This is a genomic window from Haloterrigena salina JCM 13891 (assembly GCF_000337495.1).
Classification (GTDB): domain Archaea; phylum Halobacteriota; class Halobacteria; order Halobacteriales; family Natrialbaceae; genus Haloterrigena; species Haloterrigena salina.
In genome coordinates this window covers 1-17,670 of the sequence record NZ_AOIS01000067.1, presented here as the reverse complement: position 1 = coordinate 17,670, position 17,670 = coordinate 1, and the positions used below count along the sequence as shown (strand labels likewise).

Annotated in this window: 17 protein-coding genes; 11 read left to right on the top strand and 6 right to left on the bottom strand. The window is 68.6% G+C overall.

Annotated features, from left to right (window positions below; translation table 11 throughout):
- Positions 1-80 precede the first annotated feature (80 nt).
- The 5 genes from C477_RS20920 to C477_RS20900 form a co-directional block, all read right to left on the bottom strand.
- Positions 81-407 carry a hypothetical protein gene (locus C477_RS20920; RefSeq protein WP_049914747.1) on the bottom strand — a complete coding sequence of 109 codons (327 nt, stop codon included), beginning with the start codon at positions 405-407 and terminating at the stop codon, positions 81-83.
- Positions 408-590: 183 nt separating this feature from the next.
- Positions 591-2,090 (bottom strand): cytochrome c oxidase subunit I, encoded by a 1,500-nt coding sequence (locus tag C477_RS20915; protein WP_008896566.1) that lies wholly within the window; start codon positions 2,088-2,090, stop codon positions 591-593.
- Entirely contained in the window at positions 2,087-3,499 is a 1,413-nt protein-coding gene (locus C477_RS20910) for an MFS transporter (protein WP_008896565.1), read from the bottom strand. Before C477_RS20910 ends, C477_RS20915 begins: the two co-directional genes overlap by 4 nt.
- A gap of 77 nt (positions 3,500-3,576) precedes the next feature.
- The gene (locus C477_RS20905) at positions 3,577-5,091 is read right to left on the bottom strand and encodes a permease (RefSeq protein WP_008896564.1); all 1,515 of its coding nucleotides are present in this window, start codon (positions 5,089-5,091) and stop codon (positions 3,577-3,579) included.
- Between the two features lie 328 nt (positions 5,092-5,419).
- Complete coding sequence (locus C477_RS20900; RefSeq protein WP_008896563.1) at positions 5,420-5,863, bottom strand: hypothetical protein; 444 nt, start codon at positions 5,861-5,863, stop codon at positions 5,420-5,422.
- A 204-nt stretch (positions 5,864-6,067) separates the two neighbouring features.
- Between C477_RS20900 and C477_RS20895 the strand changes: the two genes are divergently transcribed.
- The 6 genes from C477_RS20895 (at position 6,068) to gatB (ending at position 12,038) form a co-directional block, all read left to right on the top strand.
- Positions 6,068-6,634, top strand: a complete 567-nt coding sequence (locus tag C477_RS20895; RefSeq protein WP_008896562.1) for a hypothetical protein — start codon at positions 6,068-6,070, stop codon at positions 6,632-6,634.
- Positions 6,631-7,695 (top strand): TIGR00341 family protein, encoded by a 1,065-nt coding sequence (locus C477_RS20890; RefSeq protein ID WP_008896561.1) that lies wholly within the window; start codon positions 6,631-6,633, stop codon positions 7,693-7,695. Before C477_RS20895 ends, C477_RS20890 begins: the two co-directional genes overlap by 4 nt.
- Before the next feature lie 24 nt (positions 7,696-7,719).
- Positions 7,720-9,180, top strand: coding sequence for a hypothetical protein (locus C477_RS20885; RefSeq protein WP_008896560.1), 1,461 nt, complete (start codon positions 7,720-7,722; stop codon positions 9,178-9,180).
- Positions 9,177-10,148 carry a sialidase family protein gene (locus C477_RS20880; RefSeq protein WP_008896559.1) on the top strand — a complete coding sequence of 324 codons (972 nt, stop codon included), beginning with the start codon at positions 9,177-9,179 and terminating at the stop codon, positions 10,146-10,148. Before C477_RS20885 ends, C477_RS20880 begins: the two co-directional genes overlap by 4 nt.
- Positions 10,149-10,274: 126 nt before the next feature.
- Entirely contained in the window at positions 10,275-10,460 is a 186-nt protein-coding gene (locus tag C477_RS20875; protein WP_008896558.1) for a hypothetical protein, read from the top strand.
- An 84-nt stretch (positions 10,461-10,544) separates the two neighbouring features.
- A complete protein-coding gene (gatB, locus tag C477_RS20870) occupies positions 10,545-12,038 on the top strand; it encodes an Asp-tRNA(Asn)/Glu-tRNA(Gln) amidotransferase subunit GatB (RefSeq protein WP_008896557.1) in 1,494 nt (497 codons plus the stop codon).
- 6 nt (positions 12,039-12,044) lie between these two features.
- Here gatB and C477_RS20865 read toward each other — a convergent pair whose 3' ends face one another.
- Positions 12,045-12,761: an O-methyltransferase gene (locus tag C477_RS20865; protein ID WP_008896556.1), complete on the bottom strand. Its 717-nt coding sequence runs from the start codon at positions 12,759-12,761 to the stop codon at positions 12,045-12,047.
- Between the two features lie 187 nt (positions 12,762-12,948).
- On the opposite strand from C477_RS20865, the gene C477_RS20860 reads away from it, so the two are divergent.
- From C477_RS20860 to C477_RS20840, 5 genes are all read left to right on the top strand, one after another.
- Positions 12,949-13,956 (top strand): MBL fold metallo-hydrolase, encoded by a 1,008-nt coding sequence (locus C477_RS20860; protein ID WP_008896555.1) that lies wholly within the window; start codon positions 12,949-12,951, stop codon positions 13,954-13,956.
- 156 nt (positions 13,957-14,112) lie between these two features.
- On the top strand, positions 14,113-15,447 hold the full coding sequence (locus C477_RS20855) for an ABC transporter substrate-binding protein (RefSeq protein ID WP_008896554.1): 1,335 nt from the start codon (positions 14,113-14,115) through the stop codon (positions 15,445-15,447).
- A gap of 2 nt (positions 15,448-15,449) precedes the next feature.
- Positions 15,450-16,331, top strand: coding sequence for a branched-chain amino acid ABC transporter permease (locus C477_RS20850; RefSeq protein WP_008896553.1), 882 nt, complete (start codon positions 15,450-15,452; stop codon positions 16,329-16,331).
- The gene (locus C477_RS20845; protein ID WP_008896552.1) at positions 16,324-17,442 is read left to right on the top strand and encodes a branched-chain amino acid ABC transporter permease; all 1,119 of its coding nucleotides are present in this window, start codon (positions 16,324-16,326) and stop codon (positions 17,440-17,442) included. The genes C477_RS20850 and C477_RS20845 overlap by 8 nt, the downstream gene beginning before the upstream one ends.
- A partial coding sequence (locus C477_RS20840) for an ATP-binding cassette domain-containing protein (RefSeq protein WP_008896551.1) occupies positions 17,439-17,670 on the top strand: 232 nt, incomplete at its 3' end. The genes C477_RS20845 and C477_RS20840, both read left to right, overlap by 4 nt.

Here is a 17,670-nt window from a genome sequence, read left to right as displayed (position 1 = left end):
CGTCACCGGCGGCGAAGCCGCCGAAGCTACGCGCGGGAGTCGAACCCGCAGCCGGCCGAGTCCGGACGTAGCGAGGGCCTTCAGGGACCGAACTCCATCCGGTGTTCGCGGTAGAGAACGGCGACGAACGCCCCGAGGGGCGGCAACCCGAGGATCACGAGAATCAGTCCGGCGTAAATGGCGGCCGATAGCTGAAGGCTCGCGACGAAGTAGGCCATCACGGCAGTCGCGGCCGCGAGCAGCAGCCCGATACTCGAGAGCACGAGCCCGAAGCTCAGCTTCCGGAACTGCCACTCGAGGTTCCCCGACCGACGTAACTGTTCGATCAGGACGACGGTCGCGGGGATCGTCACCGCGATCAGTTGCAGGAGCATCAGTGCGACGTCGGTGCTTGCAGTGGTTGACATGGGTGAACGTGGTGCGCTGCGTAGGTCTGCGGACCGCACGCAGTTGCGGTGGCTGGCGGGCGATGCGACTCGCTCGAGCAGCGGCGCGGTTCGATCGCGGGCGACAATCGGCGTACTCGGTCGTCAGGGAGCGCGGACTCGAGTCGGAGTTGGTCAGCTCGACGACGGAACGGGACGGCGCAATTATTTCCATTCGCGTGTGTGCGACGGCCCCGATTCGAGGGCCCACGGATCGTTGGGAGCGGGATCGCCGAGCCACAGCGATCGGGCGAGGTTCGCGAGGAAGACGGCCTGGGCGGCGGCGATCACGTAGGCGCCGACGGTCGCCAGTTGGTGCAGCGGCGCGTACGCCGCCGGATAGGTCGCGACGCGCCGCGGGAGTTGTGCGAGGCCGACGAGCAGGAGCGCCCCGAAGGTCACCGCGACGCCGACGACCGTGAGCCAGACGTGCAGGCGGGCCAGCCCCGGCTCGAGGCGCCGGTCGGTGAGCAGGGGGAACCAGTAGTAGACGCCGGCGACCAGCGCGAGCGCGACGAAGCCGGCGAGCAGCAGGTGGAAGTGCGCGACGACATAGTAGGTCCCGGTGTAGCGGACGTTGATCGGCACGACGGCGAGGAAGACGCCGGTGACGCCGCCGACGACGAAGAAGCCGACGGCGGCGAGGGACGCGACCATCGGCGCGGTGTACCGGATCGAACCGCCCCATAGCGTCACGAGCCACGTACAGAGTTTCGCGGAGCTCGGGAGCGCCACCGCCAGCGTCGTGAGCATGAAGACCGTCCGCACGGGGAGGCTCATTCCGGTCACGAACATGTGGTGGGCCCAGACGGTGAACGAGACGACGCCGATCGCGAGCGTCGAGTAGACGGACGAGCGGTGGCCGAACAGCTTCCGGCCGGCGAACCGCGGCAGCACGTGGCTGACGATTCCCATCGGGGGCAACACCACGATGTACACCAGCGGATGGGCGAAGAACCAGAACAGGTGTTGCCAGACCTGGGGCCCGCCGCCGCCGAGGAGGAACCCGGTGGCGAGCGTCCGGTCCGCGAGAACGAGCGCGACCGTCGCCGCCAGCACCGGAAACGCCAGCAGGGACATCGCCGCGGCGGTCAGCACCGTCCACGTGAACGTGTCGACCTCGAGCCACCGGACCTCGCGCTCGCGCAGAATCGTGCGGAGGAGCGTCCACGCCGTCAGCGTCGTCCCGACGGCGACCAGCGCGAGTCCGGCGAGGAGGGCGTCGACGGCCGGGTTCGCCGACAGCACGCTCAGTGGCGGATACAGCGTCCACCCGCTGGCGACCGGCTCGAGGCCCGCCACGCCGAGGATGCCGCCGATCGTGCCCGCCCGAATCGACAGCGCCGCGGGGACCTGCAGCCAGAACGCGACCGCGCCGAGGGTCGGCGCGGCGACGTCGTCGGCCTCGATCAGCGGGGGGACGGCGACGTAGGACACGCCCCAGATCGCCGGCAGCGCGAACAGGAACAGCATCGTCAGCCCGTGGGTCGTGAAGAAGGCGTTGTAGGTCTCAGCCGTCAACCGACCGAGAGTCGGCGTGACCAGCGCCGTTCGCAGGAACAGCGCGTCGAGCCCGCCCCACAGCCCCATCACCAGCGCCAGCGCGAGGTGCCAGCGGGCGAGCCGTCGGTGGTCGACGTTCGACCGGCCGATCGATCGAGTCACGGCCGTCCGAACGCGAACGCCCGACCCAGTTCGCGAACGCCCAGCAGGCCGACCGTCGTCGCGATGGTGAACGCGAAGATCGGGTCGACCGCGTACAGCAGGCCGCCGATCAGCGGTGCGGGGACGACGGCGACCTGCACCGCCGTCCCGACCGCGTCGGGGAGCCGCGGGCCGGGAACCGGGGCGACGCGAGCACTCTCGCCGACGGTCGGCCGGAGCGGTTCGATCGCCGTCCGACAGCCCAGCAGTGCGAACAGGACGGCGACGATACCGGCGTTGGACGGGGCCGCCACGAGGCCCATCGGGAGCAGCGAGACGACGGCGAGACCGACGGCCAGCACCGCGCGCCGGTCGAGCCGCGAGGCGAGGGCGGGGGCGGCGACCGCGCCGACGACCGCGCCCGCGGCCTCCGCGAGGACGAACAGGCCGAAGACGGCGGCCGGCGCCAGCGAGAGGCCGCCGATCGAGAGCCCGATCGATCGGTACTCGACGACCAGCAGGATCAGGAACGGCCAGCTCCCAGCGAGGGCGACCCGAACGAGGGCGTCGCCGATGACCGCCCAGCGACGGCGGTCGGGGAGTCTCGAGGCGGCGCTGCTGACCGCGCCGAGCGGAGACTCCGCGTCGGCTGGCGCAGCGGTGGTCGTCTCGTTTCTGCGCGCCTCACTCTCGCCGTCTCGGTTGCTCCCCTCGAGGCCCTCGCCGAGCACTCGCGCGGTGAGGATCGACGTTCGCTCCCCCGCGGAACCCAGTGCGATCGCGCCGACGAGGGCGACCGCAGCGCCGGTCGCGGCGACGAGGACGAAGCCCGTGCGGACCCCGCCGGCGCTCGCGACGGCGGCCGCAGCGAACACGGCCGCCGCGGCGAGGCCGAGCGCGCCGACGACGGTCCGCGTTCGTCGTCCGTCGACGGCTCCGCGCCGAATCGACGCCTCGTCGCGAGCGGGCACCGCGCTCGAGGGCGGTGCCGCCGCGCGCGTATCGGTCGGCCACAGGTCCCGCACGGGGCCGCGGACGTGCCACGCCTGCAGGAGGACGATCCCGACCGCGAGCCACCCCAGCGCCGACAGCGGCGTTCCCAGCAGGGCGTCGAGCGTCGGCGCACCCGCCCACGCGAGGAGGCCGACCGCGGCGACGAGCACCGACGCCACCGCGGCCGCGGCGGGCGCGAGGTCGCTCGTCGGACCGGCGTCGGCGTCGCTCGAGTGCCGGGACGCCGCGACGGCGACGCCCAATCCGAGCGACACCAGCGCGCCGGCGACGATCGGCCCGGAGCCGATCGCGACGACGAACTCGGGGAGGTATCGTTCGGCGAGGCGGATCAGCCCGTGGCTCGTCGCGAGCGCGACGAGACAGACGATCCGGATCGGATCGGTGCGGTCGGCGGCGTCTGTCGGGTGTTGGGTCATGGATACTGGAACGGGAGACGGCTATCGCGATCGGCTCGCGGTAGTCGAACGTCGGCAAACGGTCGGCGGTTGAGACCTCACTTCAGCCCGCGGTCCTCGAGCGCGTAGGCGATCCGCTCGAGGAACTGCTGGGTGCGGATGATGATCCCGGCGATGTGGGGTGCGAGGCGGTTTCCGATGCGAACGCGCTGCTCGGGCTCGAGGGCGACGTACACCTGTACGGCGAAAATCGGGACGGCGACGACGTTGAACAGCGCCGTGTACGTCCCCGACACCGTGCCGCCGGCCGCGCCCGCGGGCGGAACGAGGCCGAGCGCGCCGAAGATGAGTTCGACGACGAGGCCGGCGACGACCGCCGCGAGGAAGAACGCGCCAGCGATCACGGCGGCCATCCGGGTGCCGTAGTACCGCCGGTAGGTACGGACCAGCGGCAGGATCACCAGATCCGCGAAGATGAACGCGAGCACGCCGCCGAAGGAGACGCCGTTCTGCCAGAGCACGACCGCGAAGGGGACGTTGCCGATCGAACAGAGGAACGTCACCACGCCGACGACGGCGCCGAGGACGACGTTCGAGACGAGCCGCAGGACGCTGCCCTCGGCACCGACGCCGAAGACGGCGGTCCACCACGCGGTCGGCACGAACGCGGCCAGCAGGCCGGCGATGGCGAAACCGAGGACGACGTCCCGCCAGAGCATGTCCCACTCGCGGATCGCGTTCGCGGTCGCCGACCGCCAGCGATCGCCCGACAGCAGTTCGGGGCCCGCCGTAACGGGGTCGCGATCGGTCGACGGATCGTACGCGTTGCGACAGCCGCCACAGCAGAAGTGTCGCCGCTCGCCGTCGAACTCAGCCGCGATGGTCTCCTCGTCGGTCGGGTCCGCGGCCATCCCGCAGGTCGCACACTCGATCTCCTGTAGCGACCGCGCGTGTGCTCGAGCGCGCTCGATCCACGATTGAGGGACGAACCGCCGGTACACCACCGCGAGGACGGCGACGGCGACGAGGCCGCCGACGATCTCCGCCGCGGCGAACTGCCAGCCCAGCAGGAGCGTGACGACCAGCGCGAGTTCGAGCACGAGGTCGGTGCTCGCGAACTGGAACGCGCCCAGACTGGCCGCGGCCGACGCGCCCTTGGTGAACAGCGACCGGGTCGTCGCCACCGCGGAGAACGAGCAACTCGAGGACGACGCGCCGAAGAGGGTCCCGTAGCCGACCTCGCGCCAGCCGTCGTCGCCGAGGTAGTCGGTGAGCCGGTCTTCGGAGACGAACTCCTGGACCGCGCCGGTGATCGTGAACCCGAGGACGAGCGCCCACCACGTCTCCCAGGCCATCTCGAAGGCGATGATCGCGGCCTCGATGAGCCGTAACAGGACCACACCGAGCAGGCCGGCGAGCCGGGCCGCGAACTCGAGGCTCCCTTCGTTCGGGGCCGGGGAGACGGGTCCGATACCGAGTGGCGGCCCGCGAGCGCCCGTGGCGAAATGGAGCGGTCCGTAGTCGACCGTCGTTACCGCCAGCGAGGCGAGCAGTCGCGTCTGCGCGGCCACGAGGCTGTGGGCGTCGGTAACCGGGTGGATGACTGCGTGCATAGTGGAGTAACGAGAACGGAGTCGCCGATCGGTCAGCACGTCGGGACGGGCCGCCAGCGGATAGTGGCGACTGGGCTGGTGGGCCGGGAGGTCATCCGCGCCGAGGGCGCGTCGTCCGGGCCTTCCGACATCGAAGCCTAATAGATTATGGCGTAAAAATATGGACGAAACCTAGAGAATGTGCACCGACGAACCGGAGCGTCGGGCGCGAGCGGACGTGTGATCGATCGGTCGTCTCGCGGCGCGGACGGACGGTCCGGAAGCGGCCAGTGCGGGAGGTTCTCAGCGGACTCGGTCGCGTGGCAGCCGAGGCGTCGACGCGTCGTCCTCAGCGAGCCATCAGTCCGACCGTTCGATGGCGATTGTAGAGATAGGCCACGCAGACGGCGACCGTCGAGAGGAGGAAGGCGACGAGGGCGATCGCGAGCGCGACGCCGAACCCGGCCGCCAGTCCGGACAGCAGGCCGAGGAACAGCGGCGCGGCGACGGCCGCGCCGACGTAGATCTGCCGGTCGGGCGTCCATGCGTCGGTTTCGGCCTCGATGAACTCGACGTCGCGCCAGATCGCGGGCAGCGTGACGGCGCCGGCGGCGGCGACGACGATCAGCAGCGCGACGCTGCCGAGACTCGTGGCCAGAACCGAACCGCCGCCGGTCAGTCGGGCCAGCGAGACGATCCCGAGCAGACTCAACGCGGGATAGCCGATCAAGACGTACCAGTACCACGGCGCGCGGTCGGTCGAATCGACGGAGATGAGATCACCACTTGGCATGGTGCATCCGTCGTACGGTTCACCTACTCATAAGTTGTACAAATATCCAAGATTTTCATACAAAACACTGCTCGCAAGTTCACGAAACAAATGAGTACATAAATTTATTTTAGCGGGCTTCAGTATTGTGTCATCTTATACCACTGGCACTGCTAGGCCCGTCCCCGGTCGAATCCCACTGCGGTTCGATCGACCCCCCTAACGATGATCGGTAAACACGCATTCTGTCCGACCAGCGGCGCATCTCTCTCGCGAGAGGTTCACTACGACGACCGGGGACGCCCCGAACGCGTCCCACAGTCCGACGACCTCTCGCCGAACGCGACCCTCGAGGCCCCACTGACGACGGGGAAACGCCGCTCCTCGAGGCGCGCGCTCCTGACCTACTTCCGTCGGTGTCACCGCCGACACGCCGACGAGAGCGACGAACTGTATCGGCGCGCTGCGCTGGCCCTCGACCGCCTCAAGCGGAGCGCGACGGGCCGCCAAGAGCGCGACGTTATCGTCTGGTGTGCCCTCGGAGACCGACTCGCTCGCGACGGGTTCGACGTCGACTGGATGGGCGCCCACGTCGAACCGCGGTGTCCGGAGTGTAGCGGCCGCCTGACCTACGCCGAAGGGCCCGACGGACCGATCGCTCGGTGTGGCGGGTCGTGCTGTGAGCGCCGCGCCGATCGGTTGGCGACGATCAGGGACACCGTCCGGTCGCTGCTCGCACAAACGTACCCCGAGGATTCCACCCCCGAAACCGATGCACTCGCGATACTGTGATCGAACGCGACGGGAATCGGTGGACCGCTCCCGGCGCGCGAACGTCGAACATGCGCCTCTTGACGGTGCTCACCGACTCGCAGTCGACGACCGGCGAGGTCAGAGCGGTCATCGATCGCCACGACCTCGAGTACAGCCTCGCCGGTCACGACGACGACAACGACTGGACAATCACCGTTCCCGCACCCGCTCACGCGGTAGAACCGTTGGTGGACGAGCTTCAGTCGGTCGCCGGGAACGTCACCGTCGTCGTCGAGGAGCCGATGGCGATCGTCGGCAGCGAGTGGGACGGCGCGACCGAAGGACGCGGCGAGTGGCTCTCCTTCGAGCGAATCTCCCGGAGCGAACTGCGCTCGAAGGCCCGATCGCAGCTGCCCTCGCTGGTCATCTTCGCCGCGATGACGGCGATCAGCGGCGTCGTCGCCACCACCGGCGTCCTGCTGGACTCGCTGGCGGTGCTGGTCGGCGCGATGGTGATCGCCCCCCTGCTCGGCCCCGCGATGGCCTCGAGCGTCGCGACCGTCCTCGACGAGCGCCGGCTGTTCGTCCGCGGCGTCGAACTCCAGCTCGCCGGTATCGGCGTGGCGATGGCCAGCGCGCTCGCGTTCGCGGCGTTCGCGCGGACGTCGTCGGTGGTCACCGCCGCGGTCGACCTCGAGGCGAGCCTCGGACTGGGCAGTCACGGCCTCCCGCCGTCGCTGCTGGTGACCGTCGCGGTCTGTTCGGGCATCGCCGGCGGGCTCGGGATGGCGACGACCGGTATCACGGACCTCATCGGCGTGATGATCGCGGCCGCGATCATGCCGCCGATCGGCGTGGTCGGCGTCGGCGTCGCGTGGGGCGAACCCGCGGCGGTGCTCGGGTCGCTGGTCGTCGTCGCCGTCAACCTCATCGCGATCAACGTCGGCGCCATCGCGACCCTCTGGACCGTCGGCTTCCACCCCTCCGACCGCTCCCGAATCAGGACGACGCGGGGCGCCATCATTCGACGGATCGTCCTGTTGCTCGCGCTGTTGCTGGGCGCGCTCCGATTGCTCGAGGCCGTCTCCAGCGGCCTCTGAACGTTCGAGATCGATCCCACACCGATGACTGACGATTCCACGCGCGACGACGAGGCGACGACCGCGAAATCAGGTACAGCGCCGAGCGACGGCGGCGACCGCTCGAGTGACGGAACGGACGAACGAATCGACCGCGACGGAGGCGGCGTCGACCGCGGCGGCGAGTCCGAACCCGACGACCGAGGCGAGGCCGAGCGCGACGGCGATGCGCCGTCGCTCGGGCTGTCGCTGATCGGCTACGTCCTCCGACTGACGGTCGCCGCGCTGGCGGTCGGCGTCCGAATCCTCTGGACTGGTGGGCAGATCGGCGCCCGTTACCTGACCGATACGGCGTCGCGCCGCGAGTGGCGACGCTGGCTCCTGCTCGAGGGCGACCGGCGAGTGATCGTCAGTGGCTTCGTCGCGGGCGTCTTCGCCATCGCCCTGGTGCTCGGCGTCACCGACGTCATCGGCGTCCGCGAGAGCCGGTTCGTCACGACGATGTTTAGCACGATGATCGCGGGGCTGTTCTCGTTCATTCCGATCGTCGTCGCGGTCAACCAGTTGATCATCTCTCGGCTGTTCGGGACCCCCGATCGGCTCACCGATCGCATCGACGGCGTCCAGGCGTTCCGCAGCCGCGTCGAGGGACAGACCGAGGGCGACGGCGTCAGCCCGACCGATCCCGCCCCGTTCCTCGCTCGGTTGGCCGGCACGCTCGGGAGCCGGGCCGACGAACTCGCCACCCAGTGCGGGGACGCCTCGAGTGCGGGCGACGGCAGCAAGCGCAGTCGGGTGGACGACGCCGTCGACGACACCCCGATCTCCGCGCTCGAGTCGGTCTGTCGCTTCGCGGAACGCACGCGCGAACACACCAGCGACCTCTCCGCCCGGCTCACCGGCGAAACGACGTCGGTGTTCGCCGTCGTCCTGCCGACGATCGACCACGACTACGCTGGCGCCGCCAACGAGGCGCGTCGGCTGGGTCGCCGGTTCGACGAGGACCTGTCGAGTCGGTCCGCCGCGCTCCTCGAGGAACTGCGGGAGCTGTTCGTCACCGCGGACGCGACCAGGCAGTACTTCACGACGATCTACCTCCAGCGCGAACTCGCGCGGCTGTCGCGGCTGATCACCTACAGCGGGACCGCCGCGATCCTGCTCTCGACGCTGGTCATCATGATCTACGCGAGCGGCTACCCGCCCGTCGCCTTCGAGGGGTGGCTGCTCGTGCTCGTGAGCGCCGTGCTCGGAGTCGCGTTCAGCCCGCTTGCGGTGCTGTTCGCCTACGTCGTTCGGATCTCGGCGGTCCTCAAGCGGACCTCCGCGCCCGGCGCGTTCACGCCGCCGGGCGAGTTCCACCGCTCGTACGACGTCCGCGGCGCGATCCGCCCGGCCGAACCGGAGGGTAGAACGGACTCGAGCCACGCCGGGAGCGCGACGGGATCGAGCGGCGCCGGAACGCCGACCGACGACGAGCCCTCGAGCGAGAGCGAGGACGACCGGTGACCGGACGCCCACGCACCCGGCGCGCCGTCCTCGCCGCGGTCGGAACGGCGGCCGGAACGCTCTCGCTCGCCGGCTGTGCCGACACCGACAGCGAGTGGATCGCCGCCGACGTCCCCACCGACGCGGCGCTGTACGACGTGGCCCAGACCGCGACGGGGGCCTACGCCGTCGGCGAGGACGGGGTCGTCCTCGCCCGGGACGGCGGCGACTGGACCGTTCGGCTCGAAAACGGACTCTCCGAGGCGGGCGACGGGCTGCGCTCCGCGGCGGTCACGAGTAACGGCCGGGCGCTGTGGGTCGCCGGCGACAGCGGCGCGCTCGGGCTCTACGACGTCGTCGCCGACCAAGCCGTCGACTTCTCGGCCCCGAAGGAGAAGACGACGTCGTGGACGGCCATCGCGGCGGCCGGGCTGGCCGGCGACGAGCGACTCACGGCCATCAACAGCTCCGGCGAACTCCTCCGCGGTCGACGCGACGGCGCAGACGTCGCGTGGGGCGAGGTGACGAAGCCCGGCAGCGGCTCGAGCGTCACCGACATCGACCTCACGCCGCTGGCGTACGGCTACGTCGTCGACACCGACGGCGGCGTCTTCGAGTCGCGAGACGGCGGGGTCTCGTGGAGCCGCATCGGGCTCGAGGGCGCGGGAGTCGACTTCGCGGCGGTCGCGGCGACGGACAGCGGTCACGTCTCGGTCGCCGGCGGCAACGGCGTCGTCTACACCTACAACGGCGTCGACTGGTCGCGAACGACGCTGGGCGAGCAGCCGATCGCGGCGCTGGCTCGAGACCGCGACACCGCGCTGGCGGTCTCGTCGGCGGGAGTGATCTACGAGCGCAGCTTCGACGGCTGGACCGAACTCACCGACCTCCGGCCGGGGAACGAACTGCGGTCGGTCGCGCTCGGCACTGCCCGGTCGCCGCAACTGGTCGTCGGCGAGTCGGGGACGGTGTTCGAACGGCAGTACTGACGTTTCGCGACCGTCTCGGTCAGCGATACTCCCGAGGACCGGCCCGAACGTCCGCGCGCTGCGACCCGCAACGGTGCGACGAGACGGTCGCGTACTATTTTATTTGTGGAGCTACATGTTTCGAGTATGATCGCTCGTCTAATTGCCCGTCTGCGCGAACGGATCGCCGTCGAGGACCCCGACGAACGGATCGAGGGCTCCGGTGACCCGATCACGTCGCCACAGCACCGGCGCGCAGCCGACGCGGAACGGATGCTCGAGGAATCGGCGGAGCTGACGGAGACCCAGCGGAAGTTCGATCGCGACCGGTAATCGCTCGCGAACTTCGAGTCGGGCCGCGAACCCGCGCCGGTCCGTCCCGTTACGTTTTACCCCCGCGGGCCCGAATCGCCGTCAATGACTGCCCAGACCGTCCAGCAGGGCGACCTCGTGACCGTCATCGGCCTCGAGGTCCACGTCCAGCTGGAGACCGACACGAAGATCTTCTGTGGCTGTGCGACCGAACAGACCGACGAGCCCAACGAGAACGTCTGCCCGGTCTGTCTCGGCCTGCCAGGCGCACTGCCCGTCCTGAACGAGGCCGCCGTCGAGGCCGCCGTCAAGATCGGGAAAGCGATCGACGCCGACATCCCCGAGGAGACCCGATTCCACCGGAAGAACTACTACTACCCCGACCTGCCCAAGAACTTCCAGATCACCCAGTACGACGAGCCGATCTGCGCCGACGGCGAACTCGAGGTCGCCGTCGAGGGCGAGCGTCGGACGGTAGCGATCGAACGGGCCCACCTGGAGGAGGACCCGGGCAGCCTCCAGCACGTCGGCGGCGGTGGCGGCATCGACTCCGCGGAGTACACCCTCGTCGACTACAACCGCGCGGGGACGCCGCTGATGGAGATCGTCACGGCGCCGGACTTCCGCAGCCCCGCGGAGGTGCGCGCCTTCCTGGCCGAACTCGAGGAAGTCCTCGAGTACCTGGGCGTCTTCGACGCGGAACGCGACGGCAGCCTGCGCATCGACGCCAACCTCTCGATCATCCCCGAGGAGGAGATCGACGGCGACGACACCGACGAGATCGGGATGGACGCGCTCGAGGCCGCCAACCGGACGGAGGTCAAGAACATCTCGAGCCACAAGGGTGCGGAGAAGGCCCTGGCCTACGAGGAGACCCGCCAGAAGAACGCCATCCAGCGCGGCCGCGCGGTCGAGCAGGAGACCCGCCACTGGGACGAGTCCCGCGGGATCACGGTCTCGATGCGCTCGAAGGAAGAGGAGAAGGACTACCGCTACTTCGAGGAGGCCGACCTGCCGCCGCTGCGCGTCTCGGGCTGGAAGGACGAGATTTCGATCCCGGAACTCCCCTCGGCCCGCCGCGAGCGGTTCCAGGCGGAGTACGGCTTGAGCGAGGAGGCCGCCTCGAAGCTCACGTCGACCAAGCAGGTCGCGGACTTCTACGAGGACGTCGCCGGCGAGTTCGACCCCGACCTCGCGGCGACGTGGGTCGCGGACAACCTGCTGGGCGAACTCAACTACCGCGACATGGAGATCACGGACATCGCGGGCCGCCTCGAGGAGGTCTCCCGGCTCGTCGAACTCGTCGCCGAGGACGAGATCACGGCGAAGAACGCCCGCGAGACCGTCCTCCGGTCGATGCTCGACGACGGCGCGGCGCCGGACGAGATCGTCGAACAGGAGGGCCTGGGCAAAACGGGCGAAGACGAGGTCCAGCAGGCCGTCGTCGAGGCCATCGACGAGAACCCCGACGCCGTCGACGACTACGAGAGCGGCGACGACGGCGCGATCAACTTCCTCGTCGGCCAGGTCATGCAGAAAACGGGAGGGAGTGCGGACCCCGGCGACGTCAACCAGTTGCTGCGAGCCGAACTCGAGTAACCGCGCTCACGGCGCGTCCGACGTTTTGACGGCGACGCCGGTCCCGTCGCCCTGGGGCGTGATGACCGCCTCGAGGGCGTCGTGGTCGACGAACACCTCGTTGAACTCGCGAAGCGCGGCTACCGACGAGCCGTATTCCGCTTCGATATCCTCGGTCTCGGTGTCCGCCGCAGCTGCAGCGACCCGACCGCCGCGGAGGAGGTTGTCCGCGACGACCATCCCGCCCGCCGTCAACAGCGACAGCGATTCGGCCAGATACTCCTCGTACTCCGACTTGATAGCGTCAAGGAAGACGAGATCGAACGGGCCGTCGAGTCGCGGCACCGTCTCCAGAGCGGGGCCCTCGACGATGAACACGGTCCCGTCTCCGGTGGGTTCGGCGTCGATTGTCGTTGGATCGTCGGTCACGGTGACGTCGATGCCGTCGCGCTCGAGGTAATCGACGGCGGCGTCGATCCGCTCGCCGTCGACCTCGGTCGTGACGACGTCGGTACCGGTTCGGGCGACGTGCAGCGTCGAGTAGCCGATGGCGGTTCCGAACTCGAGCGCGCGGTCGGCATCGGTCCCGCGGGCGAGGATCGCCTGCAGCGTCGCGACCGAGCGGCTGGCGATCGGGATACCGTCCTCGGCCGCGTGGGTCTCCATTTCCGCGACGAGGTCGTCGGCGGGCGGTTCCATCGATGCGAGATACTCGCTCGTCACGTCGGTCAGAATGTCCGGCATACTGTTCCTGTGTGGGAATACCAGGGTATATGTTACGCTGGTGGCAAGCGGGTCGTCCGTTCCGGCCCGCGGCGTTTCGCCAGGAGCGACCGACCGGAGCGGACGGGGTTCCGACCGACGAACGAGCACGATGTGCCGGCGGTCACGACCCGGAAAATTATGAACGATCAGGGAGTTGTGTCCCGGTATGGATCGAATACGGCTGGGTAACGAGGAGTTCGAGGGCCGAAATAACGCCTACGTGCTCGCAGGCGGCGAGACTCCGGAGGTGTCTCGTGAAGGCGGCGGAGCCGCCGACGGCGACGACCTCGCGCTCGTCGATACCGGGATCGCGACGCCGGGCGTCCGCGAAGACTTGCGGGACGGACTGGCCGAACGCGGCGACGCGTTCGCGGACGTCGACGCGATCGTGCTCACTCACTTCCACGTCGATCACGCGGGACTGGCCGGCGAGATTCAGGCCGAAAGCGACGCGACAGTTTACGTCCACGAGGCCGACGCACCGCTGGTCGAGGGCGATAGCGACGCGGTGGCCGCCGTCGAGCGACGACGTCGGGAACTGCTCGAGGAGTGGGGCGTCCCCGAGGACGAGCGGGCGGAGTTGCTGGACTTTTTCGAGGCGTCGTCGCACATCGAGGGCGAACCCGCCGACGTCACGCCGATCGCGGACGGAGACGTCCTCGAGGTCGGCGGCCGTCGACTCGAGGCTGTTCACGCGCCGGGTCACGCGGCGGGACTCTGCTGTTTCGAACTGGACGGCGGCCGCGAGGCCGTCGTCGGTGACGCCCTCCTGCCGGTGTACACGCCCAACGTCGGCGGCGCCGACGTCCGCGTCGATCGGCCGCTGAAGCGGTACCTGCAGACGCTCGAGCGATTGGCCGAGCGCGACTACGACCGCGTCTGGCCCGGCCACCGGGACCCGATCGAGGATCCGACCGCCCGCGCCCGCGAGATCGTCGACCACCACCGCGAGCGGGCCGGGAACGTCGTCGACGTGCTGGACGAACACGGCCCGGCCGACGCCTGGACGGTGAGCGAACACCTGTTCGGCGACCTCGAGGGGATCCACATCCTCCACGGACCCGGCAAGGCCTTCGCCCACCTCGATCACCTCCGTCACGAAGGAGCGGTCACCCTCGAAGACGGAGCGTATCGGTTGATTACCGAGCGCGTTTCTCCGCGAGAGATCGTCTGAAGCGCCGGCGTTCGTCCGGGTCGGTAGGTATCCATTTCTGTAGTAGATAGTCTTTCACACGGTTACACTACTCACTCGCTCCTTGCTAACGACCCTCATCTTTATTGTTGGAGAATCTGAAGTGGTGGATGAGAATCGGTAACAGAGTGACAGCCAATGGATAACGACGATAACAATACGCTCAGATCAGATAGAACTGGTAAGATTTCCGTCGGACGTCGGCGGTTCATCGGCGCCGCGGGTGTCGGCGCCGTAGCGACGACGGTCGCCGGCTGTATCGGGGGCGGCGGCGACGAGGGGTTTACGGTCGGTCACCTCGCGCCACTGGAGAACACGCAGGGGATCGGTTCCGAGCGGAGCGCCGAACTGGCGGCCGAAGAGATTAACGAGGAGGGTGGGATCCGGGACGAAGACGTCGAGATCGTCAGCGCGAACACGCGCTCCGATCCGTCGACCGCCCAGGACGAGGCGTCGCGGCTGATCAACCAGGAGAACGTCGATTTACTCGTCGGCACCTTCTCCAGTGAGGTCTCGCTCAACATCATGGACATGATCGCCGAGAATAACGTCCCGTATATCGTCACCGGGTCGGCTTCGCCGGCGATCATCGAGAACTCCACCGGCTCGGACTACGAGGCGAACAAGAACATCTTCCGCTCCGGTCCGATCAACTCGTACTTCCAGGCCGAGGCGATGGGCGGCTACGCCGACTACCTCTCGGACCGCCACGGCTGGAACACGTTCGCCTATCTCGCGGACGACGCCGCGTGGACGGACCCGTTCACGAACAACCTGCCCGGTGAGCTGGAATCGCGCGGCTACGACGTCGTCTACGAGTCGGAGCTGTCGACCGGTATCGACGATTTCAGCACGGTGATGAACGATCTCGAGTCCGAAGATCCGGACGCCGTCTTTCGCTTTTTCGCCCACATCATCGCGACGGACATGCTCGCGAGCTGGCACCAGCGTCAGGCCGAGTTCGGCATCGAGGGGATCCACGTCGCGTCCATGACGCCCGACTTCTACGAACTCTCTCAGGAGACCGCGACCTTCGAGACGACCTCGCAGTCGGGCGCCGCCGGCACGACCGACATCACGGACAAGACCCTCGACTTCGTCGACGCGTACCAGTCGTTCACCGAGGGCGACGACGACGCGCCCGACCTCCCGATGTACATGGGGTTCAACACCTACGACGCGGTCTACCTGTACCGGGAGGCCGTCGAGGAGGCCGGCACGGCCGACTACGAGAGCGACCTCGACGGCATCGTCGACGCGATGCTCGGGCTGGAGTACACGGGGACCGCCGGCGAGATCTCGTTCTACGGCGAGGGCGACGACTACCCCCACGACGTCCAGGAGGAGCGCGGCGAGAACGACGAGATCACGAACTTCCCGATCACCCAGTGGCGACCCGGGGGCGACCTCGAGTGCGTCTACCCCGAACAGTACCGGACGGCAGACCACGTACAACCCGAGTGGATGGGCTAGGCATGCTCGACTCGCTCCTCTCGATACTGATCACCGGCGCGATGATCAGCGCGCTCTACGCGCTCATCGCCATCGGGTTCACCATGATCTTCGGCGTCGGCGGCGTGTTGAACCTCGCCCACGGCGCCCTGATCATGGCCGGCGCGTACGTGTTCGTGATCCTCAACCGCGACGTGATCTGGGAGTCGGTCGCGTTACCGCGACTCCTCGTCTTCCCGCTCGCGGTCGGCGCTATCGGGCTGGCGTCGTACGGGCTGTACGCCGGACTGGTCCGCTACATCGAGGACGATCCCGTGATCACATTCCTCGCGACGGTCGTCGTCGCCACCATGACGACCGAGATCGCGCTCGGCATCTTCGGCGACCAGCCGTACGCCTACACGGTCGTCCGCGGCCAGGCCAGCATCGCGGGCACGTCCGTCTCGTACAACGATCTAGCCGGGTTCGCGCTCTCCTGGATCGCTATCGGGCTGCTGTGGTACTACATCACCCAGACCGACGGCGGCCGCTCCATCCTCGCCGCGTCGATGAGCGAGCGGGGGGCACAGCTCACCGGCGTCGATCTCCACTCCGTCCGGACCCGCACGTGGTTGATCGCCGGCGGGCTCGCGGGCCTCGCGGGAATCTTTCTCGGCGGCGACCAGGCCGCCACGCCGCTGATGTGGCTGAACCCGCTCGCGCTGGCCTTCATCATCGTGGTGATCGGGGGTATCGGCTCGATCAAGGGGTCGATCGTCGCCGCCTACCTGATCGGCTACACCGAGACGTTGACCGTCTCGATGCTGGGACAGAGCTTCCGCGGGATCCTCTCGCTGGTCATCCTACTGGTCGTACTGTTCCTGCTTCCGCAGGGGCTGTACGGGAGGGAATACGTCCATGAGTGAACGCGTCAGACGGATCGGACGGCTGCGCAGTACGGTTCGGCAAACGATCCTGCTCCCGAGCGGGCGGGCCGCTGCCCGCGTCCTCTCGCCGATCGACCGCGCGCTGCGACCCGGCGCGAACCTCTTCAACCGGTTCCTCGGCTCATACGTCGGCGAGGTGACGGGGCTCCAGCTTGGGCTGCTCGTCGCGGCGCTCGTCGCGCTCGCGACCGTTCCGATGTGGGCACCGCTGTTCGTCGGCAACTACATGCGGACGCTCGCGGTCGCCTGCATCTGGGCGGTCTTCGCGATGGGCTGGGACATCCAGAGCGGCTACACCGGCTACATCAGCTTCGGCCACTCGGCGCTGTCGGCCACGGCCGGCTACACGACGGCGCTGCTGGCCGTCAACCTCAGTCCGGTGCCGAGCTTCTGGGTCACCATCCCGGTCTCGATCCTCGCGGCGCTGGTGCTCGGCCTGCTCATCGGCCTGCCCTCGCTGCGCCTGTCGGGGCCGTACTTCTCGCTGGTCACGTTCGTCGCCGTGCTCCTGTTCTACCGGCTGACGATCGGGTTCAGCGAGACCCTCGGCGGCGAAAACGGGTTCCAGGCCGTCGAGGTGTTCACCTGGGACTTCACCGAGCGATACTACCTCATGCTCGTCCCGATGTTACTCGTCGCGGCCGCACTCACCGTCGTGGCCAGGTCGAACGTCGGGACCGTGCTCGTCGCGATCCGCGAGAACGAACGCGCCGTGTCGGCGGCCGGACTCGACCCGACGAAATTCAAGCTCTGGTCGTTCGCGCTCAGTTCGATCACGATGGGGATCGGCGGCGTCCTGCTGGCCCACTTCGGCGGGAACGTCGACCCCGCGACCTTCGTCGTCGTCGACCGGAGCATCGAGATGATCGCGATGGCGGTCATCGGCGGCATGAGCTCCGTCCTCGGCCCGATCGGCGGCGCGTTCCTCTTCGTGCTGTTGCGCGACGAGATCCTGCGGCTGTGGTTCGGTCACTCGACGCGCTGGGTCATGCTCTGGCTGCTGGTCCTGCTCGTCCTCGTGTTCGCCCGCAACGGGCTCTTCCGCTGGATCTGGCACGCCGTTGGCGCGGTCGGAGGTGATCGCGAGTGAGCCTCCTCGAGGTCGACGGCCTCACGAAGACGTTCGGCGGCCTGATCGCCGTCGACGACTTCTCGCTGTCCGTCGAGCGCGGCGAGATCGTCGGCCTGATCGGCCCGAACGGGTCGGGGAAGTCCACGGTGTTCAACTGCATCATGGGCCTCTACGACGTCACCGACGGGCGGATTCGGTTCGACGGCACGGACATCACCGACGACGCGACCCACGAGGTGGTCAATC

Coding starts and splice junctions, on each gene's coding strand:
- C477_RS20845 (WP_008896552.1), top strand. CDS start 16,324: ATGAGTGAACGCGTCAGACGGATCGGACGGCTGCGCAGTACGGTTCGG.
- C477_RS20875 (WP_008896558.1), top strand. CDS start 10,275: ATGATCGCTCGTCTAATTGCCCGTCTGCGCGAACGGATCGCCGTCGAG.
- C477_RS20895 (WP_008896562.1), top strand. CDS start 6,068: ATGATCGGTAAACACGCATTCTGTCCGACCAGCGGCGCATCTCTCTCG.
- C477_RS20905 (WP_008896564.1), bottom strand. CDS start 5,091: ATGCACGCAGTCATCCACCCGGTTACCGACGCCCACAGCCTCGTGGCC.
- C477_RS20885 (WP_008896560.1), top strand. CDS start 7,720: ATGACTGACGATTCCACGCGCGACGACGAGGCGACGACCGCGAAATCA.
- C477_RS20865 (WP_008896556.1), bottom strand. CDS start 12,761: ATGCCGGACATTCTGACCGACGTGACGAGCGAGTATCTCGCATCGATG.
- C477_RS20860 (WP_008896555.1), top strand. CDS start 12,949: ATGGATCGAATACGGCTGGGTAACGAGGAGTTCGAGGGCCGAAATAAC.
- C477_RS20920 (WP_049914747.1), bottom strand. CDS start 407: ATGTCAACCACTGCAAGCACCGACGTCGCACTGATGCTCCTGCAACTG.
- C477_RS20855 (WP_008896554.1), top strand. CDS start 14,113: ATGGATAACGACGATAACAATACGCTCAGATCAGATAGAACTGGTAAG.
- C477_RS20850 (WP_008896553.1), top strand. CDS start 15,450: ATGCTCGACTCGCTCCTCTCGATACTGATCACCGGCGCGATGATCAGC.
- C477_RS20900 (WP_008896563.1), bottom strand. CDS start 5,863: ATGCCAAGTGGTGATCTCATCTCCGTCGATTCGACCGACCGCGCGCCG.
- C477_RS20910 (WP_008896565.1), bottom strand. CDS start 3,499: ATGACCCAACACCCGACAGACGCCGCCGACCGCACCGATCCGATCCGG.
- gatB (WP_008896557.1), top strand. CDS start 10,545: ATGACTGCCCAGACCGTCCAGCAGGGCGACCTCGTGACCGTCATCGGC.